Annotated in this window: 19 protein-coding genes; 15 read left to right on the top strand and 4 right to left on the bottom strand. The window is 67.0% G+C overall.

All coding sequences use genetic code 11. The annotated features are described in order from the left end of the window. Positions 1-5: 5 nt before the first annotated feature. The 10 genes from CQ047_RS14585 (at position 6) to CQ047_RS14535 (ending at position 12,136) form a co-directional block, all read left to right on the top strand. A complete protein-coding gene (locus CQ047_RS14585) occupies positions 6-578 on the top strand; it encodes a GNAT family N-acetyltransferase (RefSeq protein WP_105676449.1) in 573 nt (190 codons plus the stop codon). A 57-nt stretch (positions 579-635) separates the two neighbouring features. Next, on the top strand, positions 636-1,226 hold the full coding sequence (locus CQ047_RS14580) for an RNA polymerase sigma factor (RefSeq protein WP_105676448.1): 591 nt from the start codon (positions 636-638) through the stop codon (positions 1,224-1,226). Continuing rightward, positions 1,213-2,310, top strand: coding sequence for a hypothetical protein (locus CQ047_RS14575; protein WP_146114357.1), 1,098 nt, complete (start codon positions 1,213-1,215; stop codon positions 2,308-2,310). Before CQ047_RS14580 ends, CQ047_RS14575 begins: the two co-directional genes overlap by 14 nt. A 321-nt stretch (positions 2,311-2,631) precedes the next feature. Next, positions 2,632-3,237, top strand: coding sequence for an RNA polymerase sigma factor (locus CQ047_RS14565; protein ID WP_105676444.1), 606 nt, complete (start codon positions 2,632-2,634; stop codon positions 3,235-3,237). After that, a complete protein-coding gene (locus tag CQ047_RS14560) occupies positions 3,212-4,324 on the top strand; it encodes a hypothetical protein (protein WP_105676443.1) in 1,113 nt (370 codons plus the stop codon). Before CQ047_RS14565 ends, CQ047_RS14560 begins: the two co-directional genes overlap by 26 nt. Positions 4,325-4,403: 79 nt before the next feature. Next, positions 4,404-7,922, top strand: coding sequence for a DNA polymerase III subunit alpha (gene dnaE / locus CQ047_RS14555; RefSeq protein WP_105676441.1), 3,519 nt, complete (start codon positions 4,404-4,406; stop codon positions 7,920-7,922). Between the two features lie 67 nt (positions 7,923-7,989). Further along, positions 7,990-9,300 (top strand): hypothetical protein, encoded by a 1,311-nt coding sequence (locus CQ047_RS19130; protein ID WP_105676440.1) that lies wholly within the window; start codon positions 7,990-7,992, stop codon positions 9,298-9,300. A gap of 2 nt (positions 9,301-9,302) precedes the next feature. Beyond that, the gene (gene hisD / locus CQ047_RS14545; RefSeq protein ID WP_105676439.1) at positions 9,303-10,607 is read left to right on the top strand and encodes a histidinol dehydrogenase; all 1,305 of its coding nucleotides are present in this window, start codon (positions 9,303-9,305) and stop codon (positions 10,605-10,607) included. Positions 10,608-10,616: 9 nt separating this feature from the next. Next, positions 10,617-11,069 (top strand): transcriptional regulator NrdR, encoded by a 453-nt coding sequence (nrdR, locus tag CQ047_RS14540; RefSeq protein ID WP_105676437.1) that lies wholly within the window; start codon positions 10,617-10,619, stop codon positions 11,067-11,069. Positions 11,070-11,098: 29 nt separating this feature from the next. Next, positions 11,099-12,136, top strand: a complete 1,038-nt coding sequence (locus tag CQ047_RS14535; RefSeq protein ID WP_105676435.1) for a quinone-dependent dihydroorotate dehydrogenase — start codon at positions 11,099-11,101, stop codon at positions 12,134-12,136. 9 nt (positions 12,137-12,145) lie between these two features. On the opposite strand, the gene CQ047_RS14530 is transcribed toward CQ047_RS14535, so the two are convergent. Beyond that, the gene (locus CQ047_RS14530) at positions 12,146-12,715 is read right to left on the bottom strand and encodes a DUF3043 domain-containing protein (protein WP_105676433.1); all 570 of its coding nucleotides are present in this window, start codon (positions 12,713-12,715) and stop codon (positions 12,146-12,148) included. A gap of 46 nt (positions 12,716-12,761) precedes the next feature. Between CQ047_RS14530 and CQ047_RS14525 the strand changes: the two genes are divergently transcribed. From CQ047_RS14525 to CQ047_RS14505, 5 genes are all read left to right on the top strand, one after another. Further along, on the top strand, positions 12,762-14,165 hold the full coding sequence (locus CQ047_RS14525; protein WP_105676431.1) for a dipeptidase: 1,404 nt from the start codon (positions 12,762-12,764) through the stop codon (positions 14,163-14,165). 75 nt (positions 14,166-14,240) lie between these two features. Beyond that, positions 14,241-14,606, top strand: coding sequence for an iron-sulfur cluster insertion protein ErpA (gene erpA, locus CQ047_RS14520; protein WP_105676429.1), 366 nt, complete (start codon positions 14,241-14,243; stop codon positions 14,604-14,606). Between the two features lie 97 nt (positions 14,607-14,703). Further along, positions 14,704-15,606, top strand: a complete 903-nt coding sequence (gene coxB / locus CQ047_RS14515) for a cytochrome c oxidase subunit II (RefSeq protein WP_105676427.1) — start codon at positions 14,704-14,706, stop codon at positions 15,604-15,606. A gap of 3 nt (positions 15,607-15,609) precedes the next feature. After that, positions 15,610-17,340 (top strand): cytochrome c oxidase subunit I, encoded by a 1,731-nt coding sequence (gene ctaD / locus CQ047_RS14510; RefSeq protein WP_181155957.1) that lies wholly within the window; start codon positions 15,610-15,612, stop codon positions 17,338-17,340. Positions 17,341-17,343: 3 nt separating this feature from the next. Beyond that, complete coding sequence (locus CQ047_RS14505; protein ID WP_105676426.1) at positions 17,344-17,778, top strand: cytochrome c oxidase subunit 4; 435 nt, start codon at positions 17,344-17,346, stop codon at positions 17,776-17,778. Between the two features lie 70 nt (positions 17,779-17,848). On the opposite strand, the gene CQ047_RS14500 is transcribed toward CQ047_RS14505, so the two are convergent. Genes CQ047_RS14500 through CQ047_RS14490 form a run of 3 tightly spaced genes read right to left on the bottom strand, consistent with a single transcriptional unit; the run spans position 17,849 to position 19,256 of the window. After that, positions 17,849-18,268, bottom strand: coding sequence for a rhodanese-like domain-containing protein (locus tag CQ047_RS14500; RefSeq protein ID WP_105676425.1), 420 nt, complete (start codon positions 18,266-18,268; stop codon positions 17,849-17,851). A 41-nt stretch (positions 18,269-18,309) separates the two neighbouring features. After that, entirely contained in the window at positions 18,310-18,846 is a 537-nt protein-coding gene (locus CQ047_RS14495) for a GNAT family N-acetyltransferase (protein ID WP_105676424.1), read from the bottom strand. Continuing rightward, positions 18,843-19,256 (bottom strand): RidA family protein, encoded by a 414-nt coding sequence (locus tag CQ047_RS14490; protein ID WP_105676423.1) that lies wholly within the window; start codon positions 19,254-19,256, stop codon positions 18,843-18,845. The genes CQ047_RS14495 and CQ047_RS14490 overlap by 4 nt, the downstream gene beginning before the upstream one ends. Positions 19,257-19,329: the final 73 nt, after the last annotated feature.

Here is a 19,329-nt window from a genome sequence, read left to right as displayed (position 1 = left end):
GGCGCATGAGCATCGAGGTGCGTCCGGCGACCGAGTTCGACGATGTGGCGCTGCTCGTCGGCCCCAAGAAGCCGACGTCCAACGTGTGCTTCTGCCTGAGCTACCGGATCGGGAACAAGGAGAACGTCTCCCTTCGCGGCCCCGAGCGCGCAGAACGGGTGCGCGGGCTGTGCCACCAGGATCCGCCGCCCGGGGTCATCGCCTATCTCGACGGGGAGCCGGTGGGGTGGGCCGCGCTCCACCCGCGGCGGGACACGAGCTTCGCGACCAATCGGCTCATCCCGCAGGTCGACGATCTCGACGTGTGGTCGCTGTGGTGCTTCCGGGTGCGTCCCGGGTTCCGCAAGCAGGGTGTCTCGCACGCCCTGATCCAGGGCGCGATCGCTTACGCGCGCGAGAGAGGCGCCCCTGCCGTCGAGGGGTATCCGGTCGACAACGACGGCGAGAAGGTGAACCTGACGATGGCCTACGTCGGCACGAGGAGCCTCTTCGAACAGGCGGGTTTCACGAAGGCCGCCGAGACCGGGTCGGTGCTCGACGGGTACCCACGGGTGCTGATGAGACTCGACCTGAGGTGAATCTCCTGTGAATGGAGAAAACGTGAACTCATCGGAGACGCTCAGACAATAGACAGTGTGAGCACAGACAGCGAGATCATCCAACGATCTCTTCATCAGCCGGCGGCGTTCGCAGAGCTCTTCGATCGGCACGCGCGTACGATCAACGCGTTCGCGACCTATCGTGTCGGCCGCGGAGCGGCGGAGGACGTGCTGAGCGAGACGTTCCTCGTGGCGTTCCGCAGGCGCGCCGACTTCGACGTCGATGCCGAGTCCGCCTCGCCGTGGCTGCTGGGGATCGCGTCCCGCCTGATCCGCAGGCATCGTGCCGTGGAGGCGAAGCAGTGGCTGTCGTTCGCGGCATCCGTCTCGCGGCAGGATCACTCATCGCTTGGAGGGTTGGAGGATGCGATGGCTCGCGTCGACGCCGAGCGGGAGGTCGCGACGCTCAAGACGCGCATCGCCGCATTGGCCCCCAAAGATAGGGAGACCCTCTTGCTCTACGCGTGGGAGGGGTTGAGCTACGACGAGATCGCGGTCGCACTCGACGTCCCTGTCGGCACTGTGCGTTCGCGGTTGAACAGGGTGCGCAGACGTCTGGACCCCGAGCGCAGGATCCGCGCATTCGAGAAGCAGGAGCAGAAGGGAGAGTCCGTTGGACGTGTTTGAGAAGGTGCGGGAGACCAAGCCGGAGATCGATGGCGCCGACGAGAACCTCAGCGCGGCGCGCTCGCTTCTCATGGCGGAGATACGGGGGGAGCAAAGGCCCGCGAGAACCCGAGTGGCACGCCGCCCGTGGATTGTCGCCGGATCACTTGTCGCCGGAGGCGCGGCCGTGACGGCCGGTGTGATCCTGGGGTCCATGATGTCGGCACCGGAACCCGTGAGCCATGCGAATCCAACGAACCGGCCGGCACACAGTGCGGAACCTACACGGACCCCTGCGGAATCGTCGCCGACCCCGCAGCCGCTGACGGTGAAGGGCGTGCTCATGGGCGCAGCGAGCGCCTCCGCAGCGCACGAGTCCCCGGTCGCCGGTCCTGGGCAGTATCTCAAGATCGAGCACCAGACGCGCCATCTCGTTCTCTGGTCGCCGGATGAGCCGGTGAAGGCAACCCGTGAGCAGGCGACCGCTGGATGGGTCGCCGACAGCTCCTACACTTCGTACATCCCGGCCTCGGTGACAGACGACTGGGTCGATGTGTTCCATGCACAGATGTCCGTCACCGAGCTCTTCGGCGCCGATGCGGCTGCACAGTCAGAGCGATGGCTTGACGGTGTCTCATGGATGCAGGAGTCGGTGCAGCGCACCCCTGGGGGGTCCGGATCCTCGAACGCCAACATCGCGGCCTATCCGATGATGCCGCGGGATCCAGTTGCGCTGCTCGATTGGACGCGGAGCTGGTTGGGGCCCCACGATGGCATGGATGAGGACGCCCTCATCGCGAACTCATTCATCCAGGAGCTGCAGCTGAACGCCGCTCCGGCGGATCTGCGTTCCGCGATGTTCCGCGCGCTCAGCATGGTGCCGGGAGGGCGGATCGACAGTGTGAACGACAACGCCGTCACGCTGAGCTACTTGACCAATGCCGAGCAAGAGCGACGCGAAGCGATCGAGATCGACACGCGCACAGGCCTTGTTCTTCGGTATGCGGTCACCTTCGGCGAAGGGACGAACGGGGCAGTCGTGCCGGATGACGTGCCGGACTACGTGACTGTGCGCACGGTCACCGTCGTCGACGACGCACCCTGAGTCGAGATCGAAGCGGAGCCGGCGAGCGGATCCGCTTCGCTGCGCAGGACTCAAAGGACGCACCGTGACCTTCGAGTTCTACCTCCCGGCAGGCGGAAGTACGGCATCCTCGGTGAGCCGCCAGACTTCGACCATAGAGATGGCGACGGGGCTCGCGATCAAGGTCACCTCGATACCCCAGGCGACCCAGGGGATGGTCCCCGAAGTGGCCCTGATGTCGAGGTCATGTGCTCCGCGAACGTGGTGGAGCGTCTTCCCTGATCGTCCAGCGTCGCTGCGACGGATTTCGAACTGGTTCGGTTCTCTGAGGCAATACATAGTGTGAGCACAGACAGCGAGATCATTCAGCGGTCGCTCGGGCAGCCCCGGGCGTTCGCTGAACTCTTCGACCGGCATGCCGGGACGCTGGGCGGCTATGCCGCTCGGCGTCTTGGCGCGGATGCAGGTGAGGACATCCTCAGTGAGACGTTCCTCGTCGCCTTCGCGAGGAGGGCCACGTTCGACACGTCCTGGGACTCGGCGCTTCCCTGGTTGTACGGGATCGCGTCCCGGCTGATCAGGAAGCACAGGGCGCAGGAGGCGAGGTATCTGCGGTCGGCGATCCACTCAGCGGGCCGCGAGGAGCATGTGTCGGCGGGACATGTCGAGGCGACCAATGCGCGGCTCGACGCCCAGCTCTCCACGAGGGTGCTCGCCCCCGTGATCGCCCGGCTGTCAGCGAAGGACCGCGACACGCTGCTGCTCTACGCGTGGGGCGATCTCACATATGAGGAGGTCGCCGCCGCGCTCGGCGTTCCCATCGGCACTGTCCGATCGCGGATGAACAGCATACGTCGACGACTCGACCCCGGCCGGGCCGGGGCTCGCACTCGCGTCATGAACGAGAAGGAAGGAGAGACCGATGGACGTGTTGGAGCAAGTGCGTGAGGTGAACGCGGATACTGCGCTCACCAAGGATCAGATCCGAGGAGCACGTTCTCGGCTTGTCCAGCGCATCGACGAAGGAGGCGCAGCGGCACGAACGAGGAGCGGCCATCGGCTGCTCCTCCCGATCGCCGGGCTCGTCGCGGGAGTGGCCGCAGTGACGGCGACCCTCATCGTGGTGAGCCAGCTCGGCGCGCCGACAATCCGAGTGGAGGCTGTCCCGACTGGGACGATCTCTCCTCGACCGCAGGGGGAGATCATTCCGCGCCCTGATCCGACGTCCGGTACGACAGCGACCGAGCCGTTCCCCGGAACCACGCCGCAGGCGGGGCAGTACCTGCGTGTCGTCACGACCGACGAGCGCGTCCTCTACCGAAGTCAAGGCCAGTCGTGGTTCTACGAGTGGGCTTACCGCCCAGCGCAGTCCGTTCCCCTGTCGGCTGCCGTGTACCGGAACATCGACACCCTGTACATGCCGGGAGACCGTAGCGGGGTGTGGGTCGGAAGGTACGGGCCCTCCAATGAACGCGTCACCATCTTCTCTCGCGAACAGAGCACGGATGACGGCGCGGCCTGGGATGCCATGCTCCCCTTCCGCGCCGGAGTCGAAGAGTGGACCTACACCGGGGGGATCGGCGGAGAGATACTCCCGTTGACCGGGTCGCTCGAGTCGTATGATCAGTATCCCAACGACCCAGCAGCTCTCGTCCGATGGTTCCATGACAGGGCGGTATCTTTCGGGTCGTCAGAGGAAGAGGCCGAGGAACTGGCGGCGAGCAACATCATCGACGTTCTCACGACCAACTACGCCCCTGCCGACATCAGGGCCGCCTTCGTCGAGGCGCTGCCGCTCACAGGGGAGGCGGAGCAGATCGGCTCAGTGGGCAGCGTCGTCACTTACCGTTTCCGGTTCACTCACATGAGCGATCCGTGCGCGGTGACGTTGTCGATCGATATGGCGACGGGATGGGCGGTCGAGTACACGTCTCGGTTCGACCGCATCGGAGACGCGTCCGTCGATCTGGCGCCTGCTGATGTTCCGGACATCCGGAGGACCTTCGAGGTGGGCGTGGTCGACTCGCGGCATTAGCCCGATGGGGTACCGGCTCCGCCTCGGCTCGGCCCCGGCACCGGCCTTCGGTGTCGGGGCTCCGCCGTAGACTCGAAGCATGGCATCCGACTCCTTCGTGCACCTGCATGTCCACAGCGAATACTCGATGCTGGACGGCGCTGCGAAGATCGGTGCGATGACCCAGGCGGCCGCCGACTACGGCATGCCGGCCATCGCCGTGACCGACCACGGCAACACCTTCGCGGCGTTCGAGTTCTACCGGGCGGCGCAGGCCGCGGGCGTCAAGCCGATCATCGGCCTCGAAGCCTACGTGACCCCCGGGACGCACCGCAGCGACAAGTCCCGTGTGCAGTGGGGATCCCCCGACCAGAAGAGCGACGACGTCTCCGGCTCCGGCGCCTACACCCACATGACGCTGTGGAGCCAGAGCACCCAGGGCATGCACAACCTGTTCCGGCTGAGCTCGCGCTCGAGCATGGAGGGCTACTACTTCAAGCCCCGAATGGACCGCGAGCTGCTGCAGACCTACGGCAAGGGGCTCATCGCGACGACCGGATGCCCGTCCGGCGAGGTGCAGACACGCCTTCGCCTGGGGCAGTACGACGCGGCGCGCGCGGCGGCGGCGGAATTCCAGGACATCTTCGGCAAGGAGAACTACTTCGCCGAGATCATGGATCACGGCCTCTCGATCGAGCGCAGGGTCATGACCGACCTGCTGCGGCTCTCGAAAGACCTCGGCATCCCTCTCGTCGCCACGAACGACTCTCACTACACGCACCAGCACGAGGCCGACGCGCATGCGGCTCTGCTCTGCGTGCAGTCCGGCTCCACTCTCGACGACCCGAACCGCTTCAAGTTCGACGGTGACGGCTACTACATCAAGACCGCCGCCGAGATGCGCCAGATGTTCCGCGATCACCCGGAGGCGTGCGACAACACGCTGCTGATCGCCGAGCGCTGCGAGGTCGAGTTCAACACCTCGGCCAACTTCATGCCGCGCTTCCCCGTGCCCGACGGGGAGACGGAAGACAGCTGGCTCATCAAGGAGGTCGAGAACGGCCTCCAGTACCGCTACCCCGGCGGCATCCCCGACAAGGTGCGCAAGCAGGCCGAGTACGAGACCGACATCATCCTGCAGATGGGATTCCCCGGCTACTTCCTCGTCGTCGCGGACTTCATCAACTGGGCGAAGGACAACGGCATCCGCGTCGGACCCGGGCGTGGCTCCGGTGCCGGATCGATGGTCGCCTACGCGATGAAGATCACCGACCTCGACCCTCTCGAGCACGGCCTCATCTTCGAGCGTTTCCTCAACCCCGATCGCGTCTCGATGCCCGACTTCGATGTCGACTTCGATGACCGTCGTCGTGGCGAGGTCATCGACTACGTCACGGCGAAGTACGGGTCTGAGCGCGTCGCGCAGATCGTCACCTACGGGACCATCAAGTCCAAGCAGGCGCTCAAGGATGCCGGACGCGTCCTCGGGTTCCCGTTCAGCATGGGGGAGCGGCTGACCAAGGCGATGCCGCCGCCCGTCATGGGCAAGGACATGCCGCTCGACGGCATGTTCGACTCGGCCCACCCCCGTTACAAGGAGGCCAGCGAGTTCCGCGCGCTCATCGAGACCGACCCCGAGGCGAAGACGGTCTTCGACCGCGCCCTCGGTCTCGAAGGCCTGAAGCGCCAGTGGGGTGTGCACGCGGCCGGTGTGATCATGTCGTCCGAGCCGCTGCTCGACATCATCCCGATCATGCGCCGCGAGCAGGACGGCCAGATCGTCACGCAGTTCGACTACCCGTCGTGCGAGACCCTCGGCCTCATCAAGATGGACTTCCTCGGTCTGCGCAACCTCACGATCATCTCGGATGCGCTCGACAACATCCGGATGAACCGTGGTGAGGAGCTCGACCTCGAACACCTCGCCCTCGACGATCAGGGCGCATACGACCTGCTGGCCAAGGGCGACTCGCTGGGCGTGTTCCAGCTCGACGGCGGGCCCATGCGCGCGCTGATGCGTCTCATGAAGCCCGACAGCTTCGAAGACATCTCGGCACTCATCGCGCTGTACCGACCGGGACCCATGGGTGCGAACTCGCACACGAACTACGCGCTGCGCAAGAACGGCCAGCAGCCGATCACGCCGATCCACCCGGAGTTCACAGAGTCTCTCGCCGACATCCTGGAGGAGTCCTACGGTCTGATCATCTACCAGGAGCAGGTCATGGCCATCGCACAGCGCGTGGCGGGCTTCTCTCTCGGTCAGGCAGACATCCTCCGTCGCGCGATGGGCAAGAAGAAGAAGTCCGAGCTGGACAAGCAGTTCGAGGGCTTCCAGGCGGGCATGCATGCCAACGGCTATTCGGATGCCGCGGTCAACGCGCTGTGGGAGATTCTGCTCCCGTTCTCCGATTACGCCTTCAACAAAGCGCACTCGGCTGCCTACGGTGTCGTGTCGTACTGGACCGCCTACCTCAAGGCGCACTATCCCGCCGAGTACATGGCGGCGCTCCTCACGAGCGTCGGCGACTCCAAGGACAAGATGGCCCTCTACCTCAACGAGTGCCGTCGCATGGGCATCAAGGTCCTCCCGCCCGACGTCTCGGAGTCGATCAACTTCTTCGCCGCCGTCGGCGACGACATCCGCTTCGGGCTCGGCGCCGTCCGCAACGTCGGCAGCAACGTCGTCGACGGCATCGTCCAGTCGCGCAAGGACGAGCGGTTCACATCGTTCCACCACTTCCTCGACAAGGTGCCTCTGCACGTCGCGAACAAGCGCACGGTCGAGTCCCTGATCAAGGCCGGAGCCTTCGACTCGATGGGCGACTCCCGACGAGCGCTCATGGAGATCCACGAAGACGCCGTCGAGGCCGCGGTGGACCGCAAGCGCAACGAGGCACAGGGCGCCATCGGATTCGACTTCGACAGCCTCTACGACGAGATGGAGGAGGCGCCGCCGGCGAAGGTCCCCGATCGTCCGGAGTGGATCAAGAAGGACAAGCTCGCGTTCGAGCGCGAGATGCTCGGTCTGTACGTCTCCGACCATCCCCTCGCCGGACTCGAGGTGCCGCTCGCCAAGCACGCCTCGATCTCGATCCACGACCTCAACAACTCCGAGGACATGCAGGACGGAGACCAGGTCACGGTCGCAGGACTGGTGACCAGCGTCCAGCACCGCGTCGCCAAGGCCAGCGGCAATCCGTACGGCATGATCACGGTCGAGGACTTCAACGGCGAGGTCACCGTGATGTTCATGGGCAAGACCTACACCGAGTTCCAGCACATCCTGCAGCAGGACTCGATCCTCGCGGTTCGGGGGCGCGTGTCTCGACGTGACGACGGTCTGAACCTCCATGCGCAGTCGGCGTTCGCTCCGGACATCGGCTCCTTCGACGCCGCAGGACCGCTCGCCCTGGTGCTCGCGGAACAGCGTGCGACCGAGCGGGTCATGAACGAGCTCGCCGAAGTGCTGCGCAGGCACAACGGCGAGACGGAGGTCGTGCTCCGCGTCCACCGCGGGGGGACCGCCAAGGTGTTCGACGTCCCGATGCCGGTCAAGGTGTCGGCCGACCTCTTCGGTGACCTCAAATCTCTGCTCGGACCTTCCTGTCTAGGGTGAGCGGGTAATATCGGGACGCGTTAGGCTCGCGGGTCCCCTCGCCGCGCGCCGTGACGAAAGGAACACCATGACCGATCTGCCGGAGACTCCCGAATCCGACACCCTCGACACCGACAGCGGATTCGTCGACGACGGCGTGCTGTATGACGACGACGTGACGCCGGAGTACGGCATCCTCGGATTCACCCTGCGCGAGCTGCTCATCGTGGGCGTCTGGCTGGTGACGTTCGTGCTGTCGTTCTTCCCTCTGGGATGGTCGCCGGCGCTGTGGGCGCAGGGGGTGGCCTGGATCCTCCCCATCGGCGTCCCCACTGCTGCGGTGTTCCTCATCGTCCTCCGACGCTTCTCGCCCGACGGCATCCGCCGGGTCGGATCCCTCGGGATCGACCAGTTCGCCTCAGTGGCCTTCTCCGTCGCCGCGGTGTGGTGGGTGCAGATGCTGTGGGAGTACCTCGCGACAGTGATCGCGACAGGACTCGACGCCGTCGTCTGGGTGCCGTGGGCGCAGCTCATCCTCTCCCTCGCACTCGTGGCGCTGACCGTCTTCGCGCCGATCATCCCCGGCCTGAAGGACGACTTCCACGGTCGGCTGGTCACGCTCGCGCACCGCAACGCCAACCCCGTCCGGCCCGTCATCCCGCGCCCCCGACCGGAACCGGTCGTCGCGGCCGAGCCGGCCGCGGTCGATGACGCCGAGGCAGGCGTGGAGCCCGCTGCGGCTGCTGAGGCCGAGCCCGCGCCGTCGGAATCCGTCACCGTCGCCTACTCGCCCGCTGCCGAGCTCGACGTCGAGCTCTCCGGCCAGCACGCGACCGACGAGATCGCCCGTGTCGACCTGGCCGCACAGGTGCCGCTGGCGGCCCACGCCTCGGGCGGGGGAACCGGCACGGAGCAGGTGACCGCAGACGAGGAGTACACCCCGGTCTACTCCCGTCGGTCGCGAGGCGAGGAGATCGTCTCGGACACCGACAGCATCGTCGCGCTCGTGACCCCCGACACCGACGCGGTCGAGCCGATCGCCGTCGAGCCGACCCCCGACACCGACGCGGTCGAGCCGATCGCCGTCGAGCCGGTGCCGTCGCGACGGTCGGGGCGTGACGCGGATGCCGAGGCATCCGACGTGGACGTCGAGGCGACGAACCCCCGCGAGTCCTCGGCCGACAGCGCTCGGGAGGCCGCCGTCGAGCCGCAGCAGCCGTTCTGGGTCCTCGCCCCGAGCGAGCGCGATGTGCACGACGAGCGCGGTGATGTGATCTTCACGATCGGCCCGACCGCGTGGGCGCTGGTGATCGAAGACCGCGGCGGCGCATTCGTCGTGCGACATGACGACGGCCGCATCGGCTATCTGCACGACATCTCCGACATCACGAAGGGCTGACATTGCGCACGATCGATCTGCGGGGGCGCGAGCTCTCGCCGGCTGACATGCTCGCCGCCGTCCCTCGCGCCACGCAGGCGCGGGCAGAGGCGCTGGACACGGCGGCACGCATCGTCGACGACGTCCGCGACCGTGGTGAGGAGGCGCTGCGCGAGCAGGCTGATCGCTTCGACCGCGTGAGCGGACACGACATCCGCGTCCCCGCCGCGCACATCGCCGAGGCGCTCGAGGTGCTCTCGGCAGACGTCCGCGCCGCGCTGGAGGAGGCGATCCGTCGCGTGCGGATCGCGTCGGCCGCACAGGTGCCGCAGACGCAGATCACCGAGATCGGCCCCGGTGCGCGCATCACGCAGCGCTGGCAGCCGGTGCAGCGCGTCGGCGTCTACATCCCCGGCGGCAAGGCCGTCTATCCGTCCAGCGTGATCATGAACGTGGTTCCGGCGCAGGTCGCCGGCGTCGAGCAGATCGCACTCGCCTCTCCTCCGCAGGAGGATCAGGGCGGCCGCATCCACCCCACGATCCTCGCCGCCGCCGGTCTCCTCGGCGTGACCGAGGTGTACGCGATGGGCGGCGCCGGCGCCATCGGCGCCTTCGCGCACGGCGTGCAGGGGATCGGCCTGGATCCCGTGGACGTGGTCTCGGGCCCCGGCAACAACTACGTCGCATCGGCCAAGCGCGCCGTCGCGGGTGTGGTGGGCACCGACTCCGAGGCCGGAGCGACCGAGATCCTCGTCGTGGCGGACGCGCCCGCGGATCCGCGTCTGATCGCGGCCGATCTGGTCAGCCAGGCGGAGCACGACGAGCAGGCCTCCGCCGTGTTCGTCACCGACTCTCCCGAGCTCGCGGAGCGCGTCGCGGTGGAGGTCTCGGAGCACGCGGCCAGGACGCGCCACTCGGCGCGCGTGTCCGCGGCCCTGGACGGCCCTCAGTCGGCGATCGTCCTCGTCGACGACCGCGCCATGGCGACCGCATTCAGCAACGCCTATGCGCCGGAGCACCTGGAGTTGCACCTGCAGGACGCGGAGGACGCAGCATCCGCCTTCACCAGCGCCGGCGCCGTCTTCGTCGGCGACCAGACCCCCGTGAGCCTCGGCGACTACATGGCCGGGAGCAACCACGTCCTGCCGACAGGTGGGCAGGCGCGCTACGCCCCTGGACTCGGGTCGTACACCTTCCTTCGGCCGCAGCAGGTGATCTCCTACGATCGCGACGCGCTCCGCGCCGTGCGGGAGGGCGTCGTCGCGCTCGCGAACACCGAAGTGCTCCCCGCGCACGGTGAGGCGATCGAGGCCAGGTTCACGGCGTAGGATCTTCAGGTGCATTGCCCCTTCTGCCGTCACCCAGACTCGCGCGTGATCGACTCCCGCACGAGCGATGACGGACTCTCCATCCGTCGTCGTCGTCAGTGCCCCGAGTGCGGCGGCCGCTTCACGACCACCGAGACGGCGAGCCTGAACGTGATCAAGCGTTCGGGTGTGATGGAGCCGTTCAGTCGCGACAAAGTGATCCTCGGCGTCCGCAAGGCGTGTCAGGGGCGTCCCGTGACCGAAGCCGACCTGGCGATCCTCGCGCAGCGCGTCGAGGAGGCCGTGCGTCAGACCGGAGTGTCCCAGCTCGACGCGAACGAGATCGGACTGGCGATCCTCGGTCCGCTCCGTGATCTGGACGAAGTCGCCTATCTGCGCTTCGCGAGCGTCTATCAGGCATTCGACTCTCTCGAGGACTTCGAGAGCGCAATCAGCGACCTCCGGGCCGATCACGCCGAGTAGGCACGGCGCCGCGCGGTAATCTGGCAGTGATGTATCCGCTGCTCTTCCGCGCTGTCCTCTCGCGCTTCGATCCCGAGTTCGCCCACCACGCAGGCATGGCGGTGATCCGCGTGCTCGGCGTACCGCCCTTCTCCTGGGCGACCCGTGCGGTCACCCGGCCCGATCCGTCGCTCTCGGTCGAGGCGCTGGGTCTGACCTTCCCCTCGCCGTTCGGGATCGCCGCCGGCTTCGACAAGAACGCGGTGGGAGTGCGCGGCCTGGCAGCGCTCGGCTTCGGACACGTCGAGGTCGGAACCGTCACGGCGATCCCGCAGGACGGCAACCCGAAGCCGCGGCTGTTCCGTCTGATCGCCGACCGAGCTGTCATCAACCGCATGGGATTCAACAACGAGGGAGCGGATGCCGCCGCTCGCCGACTCGCGACGCTGCGACGCGGCGCGCCTGACACGGTGATCGGCGTGAACATCGGCAAGAGCCGCGTCGTCGAGGTGGAGAACGCCACCGCCGACTACGTCGCATCGGCTACGCGTCTCGCCCCCCTCGCCGACTACCTCGCGGTGAACGTCTCGTCGCCGAACACCCCCGGCCTGCGCGGACTTCAGGCGGTCGAGACCCTCGCGCCGCTGCTCCGCGCGGTGAAAGCGGCATCAGGCAGCACACCTCTCCTGGTGAAGATCGCCCCCGACCTCCCCGACGACGAGATCACGGCGATCGCGCAGCTCGCGGTGGACGAGGGTCTCGCGGGGATAATCGCGCACAACACGACGATCTCCCGTGAAGGACTGCTGACGGATGCCGCCGTGGTCGAGGCGGCCGGTGCGGGCGGGCTCTCCGGAGCGCCGCTGAAGGAGCGGTCGCTGCAGGTGCTGCGGCTCGTGCGCGATGCCGTGCCCGAGGACTTCTGCGTGATCGCGGTCGGGGGAGCGGAGACCCCCTCCGACGTGCAGGAGCGTCTGGATGCCGGGGCGACTCTGGTTCAGGGTTACACGGCGTTCCTCTACCGAGGGCCCTTCTGGGGTCGCGAGATCAACCGCGGGCTCATCGCCCTCCGGCGTCGAGCCCGCTGAGCCGGCGGGTCAGGCGGGGTAGTCGCCGCGCTTGACCTGCGGCTTCGGCAGGCGCATGAAGCGCATCTGCAGCGATCGCATCGCGGCGTACCAGCCAAGACCGCGCTCGAGGCGGTCCTTGCCGAACTTCGCCGCCGCCTTGCTCTTCACGCGGATGCCGAGCAGGACCATCCCGCCGATCGCGAGCACGATGTACCCCATCATGACGAGGTACGCCCAGTAGGCGATGGCGGTGACGGGGATGAGCGAGGCGACGATGACCAGCACCATGATGCCCATCACGAACTCGGCGGGGTGCCAACCGGCGTCCACGTAGTCGCGCACCCAGCGGCGCTGCGGGCCCTTGTCGCGAGCGGGGAGGTACTTCTCCTCGCCGGCGGCCAGCCCGGCCTGAGCGCGGTTGCGGCGCTCGTTGAGGTCGGCGCGGGCAGCGGCCCTGGCCTCCTTGGTGTTCGCGACGAGGGGGCGGCGTCGAGCCGCCTCCTGCTCCGCGCGGGTCGGCGTCGCGCGTCCCTTGCCGACGGCAGGCGTCTCGGGGGCGTCGTCGTTCGTCGAAGGGGAGGCGGGGTTGTTGGGCACGAGGTTCCTCGGTTCGCTTGCGGTGGATCACCTTAAGATTACTCGCATGACCTCTCCCGTTCCTCCCCGTGATAACGACTCGACGATCCTCGACGCGGTGGCCACCGGCATTCCGGCGGCTCTCAGCGATCTCGGGCACCTGGTGCGCATCCCCGGAATGGCGTGGCCGGCGTTCGACCAGTCCCAGCTCGAGCGCAGCGCGGACGCCGTCGCGGCGCTGGCGACGGCGACCGGAGTCTTCGACGAGGTGCGGGTGCTCCGAGCGGCGATCCCGGGAACGGACGAGCACGGGCAGCCCGCGGTCCTCGCGACGCGCGCGGCGCGCGGCGGCAAGCCGACGATCCTGCTCTACGCCCACCACGACGTGCAGCCCCCGGGGGACGACGCGCTGTGGGAGACTCCGCCTTTCGAGCCGACCGTCCGCGACGGACGGCTCTACGGTCGCGGCGCCGCGGACGACAAGGCCGGGATCATGGCGCACATCGCATCGATCCGCGCGGTCGCCGAGGTGCTCGGAGACGACCTCGAGCTCGGTATCGCGATGTTCATCGAGGGGGAGGAGGAGTACGGCTCCCGCTCCTTCGCGCAGTTCCTCTCCGACAACAAGGAGGCCCTGCGGGCCGACGCTATCGTCGTCGCGGACTCGGGCAACTGGGACTCGGTCACCCCCGGACTGACGGTCTCACTCCGGGGCAACGCCCGCTTCACGATGCGCGTCCGCACGCTCGACCACGCATCGCACTCCGGGATGTTCGGGGGAGCGGTGCCCGACGCGATGATGGCGACCGTCCGCCTGCTCGCGACGCTCTGGAACGAGGACGGCTCCGTCGCCGTCGCCGGGATGACCTCCAGGAATGCCGACACGCCCGAGTACACCGAGGGGACGCTGCGCGATGAGGCAGGACTCCTGCCCGGCACCTCGCCGATCGGCGAAGGCACCATCCTCAGCCGGATCTGGAACAAGCCGTCCGTCACGGTGATCGGCATCGATGCGACGAGTGTCGCCGCGGCATCCAACACCCTTCTCCCCGAGGTCACCGTCGTGATCAGCGCTCGCGTGGCTCCCGGGCAGACGGGCGAGGAGGCCTACCGTGCGCTCGAGGAGCACCTCCGTGCGCACGCCCCGTACGGCGCAGAGCTGACCTTCTCCGACGTCGATCTCGGCAACGGATTCCTCGTCGACACCAGCGGCTGGGCCGTCTCGCTCACCCGCGACGCGATGCGCGACGGCTACGGCGTTCCGCCCGTCGACCTCGGCGTCGGAGGCTCGATCCCGTTCATCGCCGATCTCGTCCGGGAGTTCCCCGCCGCGCAGATCCTGGTCACCGGGGTCGAGGACCCGCACTCCCGCGCGCACAGCCCCAACGAGTCCCTGCACCTCGACACGTTCCGCCACGCGGTCGCCACCGAGGCGCTGATGCTGTCGCGGATGAACGAGATCACCCTCTGAACCGCCCCTCCGGACACGCCGGAGGGTAAAATCGAAGCACCTGCCGTGCGAGCGGCGCCCGTCACAAGGAGCGACATGAGCGACACCACCCTGACAGCAGCAGACACCACCCGCGCACACGGCGTGAGCCTCACCGACGCCGCGGCGACCAAGGTGAAGAACCTTCTCGAGCAGGAGGGCCGCGACGACCTGCGTCTGCGCGTCGCCGTCCAGCCGGGCGGATGCTCGGGCCTGATCTACCAGCTCTACTTCGACGAGCGCTATCTCGAGGGCGACGAGACCGTCGACTTCGACGGCGTCGAGGTCATCATCGACAACATGAGCGTGCCCTATCTGGACGGCGCGTCGATCGACTTCAAGGACACGATCTCGGAGCAGGGCTTCACGATCGACAACCCCAACGCGGCGGGCAGCTGCGCCTGCGGCGACAGCTTCCACTGACCCGATGGGCCTCGGTCAACCTGCGTGGTTGGCATGAATCAGGTGTGAGGTTGCCCTAGACTTGGGTGTGCCCTGTCCGCAATCTGAAAGGTGCATCGTGCCCTCGAAACGCCGCCTTCGTTGGGCCGCACTCCCCGTGGGAGTCGTGGCAGCCGTGATCCTGGCGGGATGTACCACCACCGAGCTGAACGGCTACCTGCCGGGCTTCGTGGAGGGTGAGCCTGCGGCCACCAACCAGACCGAGCGCGTGTCGTCTCTCTGGGTCAACTCCTGGATCGTCCTGCTCGCCGTCGGCGTGATCACCTGGGGCCTGATGGCTTGGGCCGCGATCGCCTACCGTCGCCGCAAGGGCCAGACGGGTCTGCCGGTGCAGATGCGGTACAACATGCCGATCGAGATCTTCTACACGATCGTGCCGCTCATCCTCGTCCTGGGCATGTTCTTCTTCACCGCTCGTGACCAGACCGAGATCGAGACGAAGTGGGACAACCCCGACGTCGAGATCACGGCGATCGCCAAGCAGTGGGCGTGGGACTTCCAGTACGACGGCGAGAAGGAGGACAACTCCGACGCCGTCTGGACCATGGGCATCCAGGCCCAGCCCGACGCCGAGGGCAACATCGACCGCTCGACGCTGCCGACCCTGGTGCTCCCGGTCGACCAGAAGGTCACGATCAACCTCCAGTCGCGCGACGTCATCCACTCCTTCTGGATCATCGACTTCCTCTACAAGAAGGACATGTTCATCGGGAGGGACAACTCCTGGTCCTTCATCCCGACCCGCATCGGCGAGTACGACGGCAAGTGCGCAGAGCTCTGCGGCGAGTACCACTCGATGATGGTCTTCAACGTCAAGGTCGTCTCCCAGGCGGACTACGAGGCCTACCTCGAGTCCCTCAAGGAAGAGGGCAACACGGGCGACATCACCGAAGCCTACGATCGCCTGTCGAACTATCCCGGAAAGACCGGCGCGACCGGCACCGAGGAAGGAGAGGAGTAAGCCATGTCGACCACTGAAGCACCCCGCACCGACGAGGCTCCTCGCTCCCGTCCGACTGCTGTTCCCGCGCGTCAGGCTGCTCTGATGAGTTCCTCGCGCGTCGAGCAGAAGGGCAACATCGTCGTCAAGTGGATCACCTCCACTGACCACAAGACGATCGGGTACATGTACCTCATCGCCTCCGTGCTGTTCTTCCTCCTCGGCGGCGTGATGGCTCTCGTCATCCGCGCCGAGCTGTTCGCGCCGGGCATGCAGATCATCCCGACGAAGGAGCAGTACAACCAGCTGTTCACGATGCACGGCACGATCATGCTGCTGATGTTCGCGACGCCGCTCTTCGCCGGCTTCGCGAACGCGATCCTGCCGCTGCAGATCGGCGCCCCCGACGTCGCGTTCCCGCGTCTGAACGCCTTCGCCTTCTGGCTCTTCCTGTTCGGCTCGACGATCGCCGTCGCCGGCTTCCTCACCCCGCAGGGTGCGGCCTCGTTCGGCTGGTTCGCCTATCAGCCGCTCGCGAGCGCCTCCTTCTCGCCGGGTGCGGGTGGAAACCTCTGGATGCTGGGACTCGGCATCTCCGGTTTCGGCACGATCCTCGGTGCAGTGAACTTCATCACGACGATCATCACGATGCGCGCCCCCGGTATGACCATGTGGCGCATGCCGATCTTCTCGTGGAACACGCTCATCACGAGCCTCCTGATCCTGATGGCGTTCCCCGTGCTCGCCGCGGCGATCTTCGCCGCAGGAGCCGACCGCGTCCTCGGTGCGCACATCTACGACCCGGCCAACGGCGGTGTCCTGCTCTGGCAGCACCTGTTCTGGTTCTTCGGGCACCCTGAGGTGTACATCATCGCGCTGCCGTTCTTCGGCATCGTCTCCGAGATCTTCCCGGTGTTCAGCCGCAAGCCGATCTTCGGATACAAGACCCTCGTCTACGCGACCATCGCGATCGCGGCGCTGTCCGTGGCGGTGTGGGCGCACCACATGTACGTCACAGGCTCCGTGCTCCTGCCGTTCTTCGCCGTCATGACCATGCTCATCGCGGTCCCGACCGGTGTGAAGATCTTCAACTGGATCGGCACGCTGTGGCGCGGCTCGGTGACCTTCGAGACCCCGATGGTCTTCGCCCTCGGCTTCCTCGTCTCGTTCGTCTTCGGTGGTCTGACCGGTGTCATCCTCGCGGCTCCGCCGCTGGACTTCGCCCTCTCCGACTCGTACTTCGTGGTCGCTCACTTCCACTACGTCGTCTTCGGCACCGTCGTCTTCGCGATGTTCGCCGGCTTCTACTTCTGGTGGCCGAAGTGGACCGGCCGGATGCTCAACGAGCGCCTCGGCTACATCCACTTCTGGATGCTGTTCATCGGCTTCCACATGACGTTCCTCATCCAGCACTGGCTGGGCGTCGACGGCATGCCGCGTCGTTATGCCGACTACTCGTCGTACGACAACTGGACGTGGCAGAACCAGGTCTCGACGATCGGTGCGATCATCCTCGGCGCTTCGATGCTGCCGTTCTTCCTGAACGTCTGGATCACGGCACGCAAGGCGCCCAAGGTCACGGTCAACGACCCGTGGGGCTACGGCGGATCGCTCGAGTGGGCGACCTCCTGCCCGCCGCCGCGCCACAACTTCACGTCGATCCCGCGCATCCGCAGCGAGCGTCCCGCGTTCGACCTGAACCACCCGGAGGCGGCCGACTTCCCGGTCGCGGCCGGCGAGCGAGAGGTGCACTGAGCCATGCGCGACAACGTCATCCTCTGGTGGGTCCTCACCGCGTTCTTCGCCCTCATCGGCGTGATCTACACGGGCTGGCACATCCTGGCCACGCCGTCGGACAACTTCGCCGAGCGCATCGAGTGGGTCGGCACGGTCGCCCTGTTCTTCGCGGCGTTCATGGGCGCGATGGTCGCGTTCTACCTCGACCGCACGCACCACGCACAGCAGGGCGAGCTGCCCGAAGACATCCTGACGGCCGACATCGACGACGGCGATCCCGAGCTCGGCGAGTTCAGCCCGTGGTCCTGGTGGCCGCTGGTTCTCGCGGCTTCCGCCGCTGTGTTCGTCGTCGGCCTCGCCGTCGGGCACTTCCTGCTCCCGATCGGTCTCGCGATCTTCGTGGTCGCGATCGTCGGATGGGTCTACGAGTACTACCGCGGCAACTTCGCCCGCTGATCCACATGCGGAAGGCCCCCGGAGACATCTCCGGGGGCCTTCCGCATGTGCGGGGTATGTCCCTCGCGCGTCAGGCTCGAGTGCGTACGCGCGCGATTCCCGTGAGCGGGTCGACGGGACGCCGATGGACTCCGTCTGCGTCTTCGATGGGGTAGCCCTCTCGCACCCAGTACTCGAATCCGCCGATCATCTCGCGGACCTCGTACCCGAGCTTAGAGAACTCGAGGGCCCCCTTGGCGCCGGCGTTGCAACCGGGGCTCCAGCAGTACACGACCACGGGCGCCCCCGCGGGGATCTCGGCAGGCGCGCGGGTGGCGATCTCGCTGTAGTGCATATGGACGGCTCCGGCGACACGACCCTGAGCCCATGCCTCATCGGAGCGGACGTCGATCACGTAGATCGTCTCGCCGGCCGTGCGAGCCGCGTGGACATCGCTGGCATCGGTCTCGTAGGCGAGCTTGGCGGCGTAGTAGTCGGCACGTTCGATCATGCCCTCAGCCTAGAGCGGGGTCCAGCGAGACGTCGCCGACTTTACGGACGCGCGAGCGAGGAATGCTGCCAGTCGCCGAGGCGAGCCGTCATCTGCACGCGCGGACCATGGTCGAAGAGTCCCAGAGCACGCTCCACGTCGACGAGAGACCGCAGGAAGTGCGTGTCAGGATCCGTCTCGATGAAGCCGCAGGAGGCGTAGAACGGTGCGTTCCAGGGGACGTCCGCGTAGGTGCGAAGGGTGACCTCCTCGTATCCGCGCTTCGTCGATTCATCGAGTGCCGTCTGGACCAGACGACGTCCCAGACCCTGACGCGAGAACGACGGGAGAACCGAGAGCTGCTCGAGGTGAGCATGTTCATCGATCTCCAGCACCTGCACGAATCCGACCGCCTCGGCCGTGTCCTGGTTCTCGGCGACCAGGACGAAGCCGGGAGCCGCCTCGCGCTCCGCCGCACTCGTGGCGCCTGGCCAGTCCTGAGCGGCGAAGCGGTCGATCAGGAGCGCGTCCGCAACTGCCTCGATGCGTTCGGTCGCACCGTAGTCTCGGGACTCGGCGAGGCGGATGAGGAAACTCACAGCAGCCCGTCCTTCACCGCGGCGACCGCCTCGATCTCGACGAGCTGATCCGGGTATCCCAGCACGGTCACTCCCAGCAGGGTGCTGGGGACATCGTGGTCGCCGAAAGCGGCGTGCACGACGTCCCAGGCGGCGACGAGGTCGGAGCGAGACGTGGAGGCCACGAGCACGCGCGTGCTGATCACGTCCGTGAGCTCAGCGCCTGCGGCCGTCAGGGCCTCCCTGAGGTTCGTCACACAGCGTGCGGCCTGTGCGGCATGGTCGCCGGGGGAGACGGTGGCTCCGTCGGCGTCCAGAGGGCAGGAGCCGGCGAGGAAGAGGAGCCGCGCATCCGCGGGTGCGGTGGCGGCGTAGGCATACGGAGCATCGGCGAGAGCGGGGGCGCGGAGCAGCTGGACTACAGAGGTCATCGATCCATCCTGTCAGGCCGGGGCGGCGGGGACGAAGAAGGCCCCGGTCGTGCTGAACGGATCAGCACGACCG

The sequence above is a fragment of the Microbacterium sp. MYb72 genome (assembly GCF_002979415.1).
In the GTDB taxonomy this organism is placed as follows: Bacteria; Actinomycetota; Actinomycetes; order Actinomycetales; family Microbacteriaceae; genus Microbacterium; species Microbacterium natoriense.
This window is presented reverse-complemented; position numbering and strand designations above follow the sequence as displayed.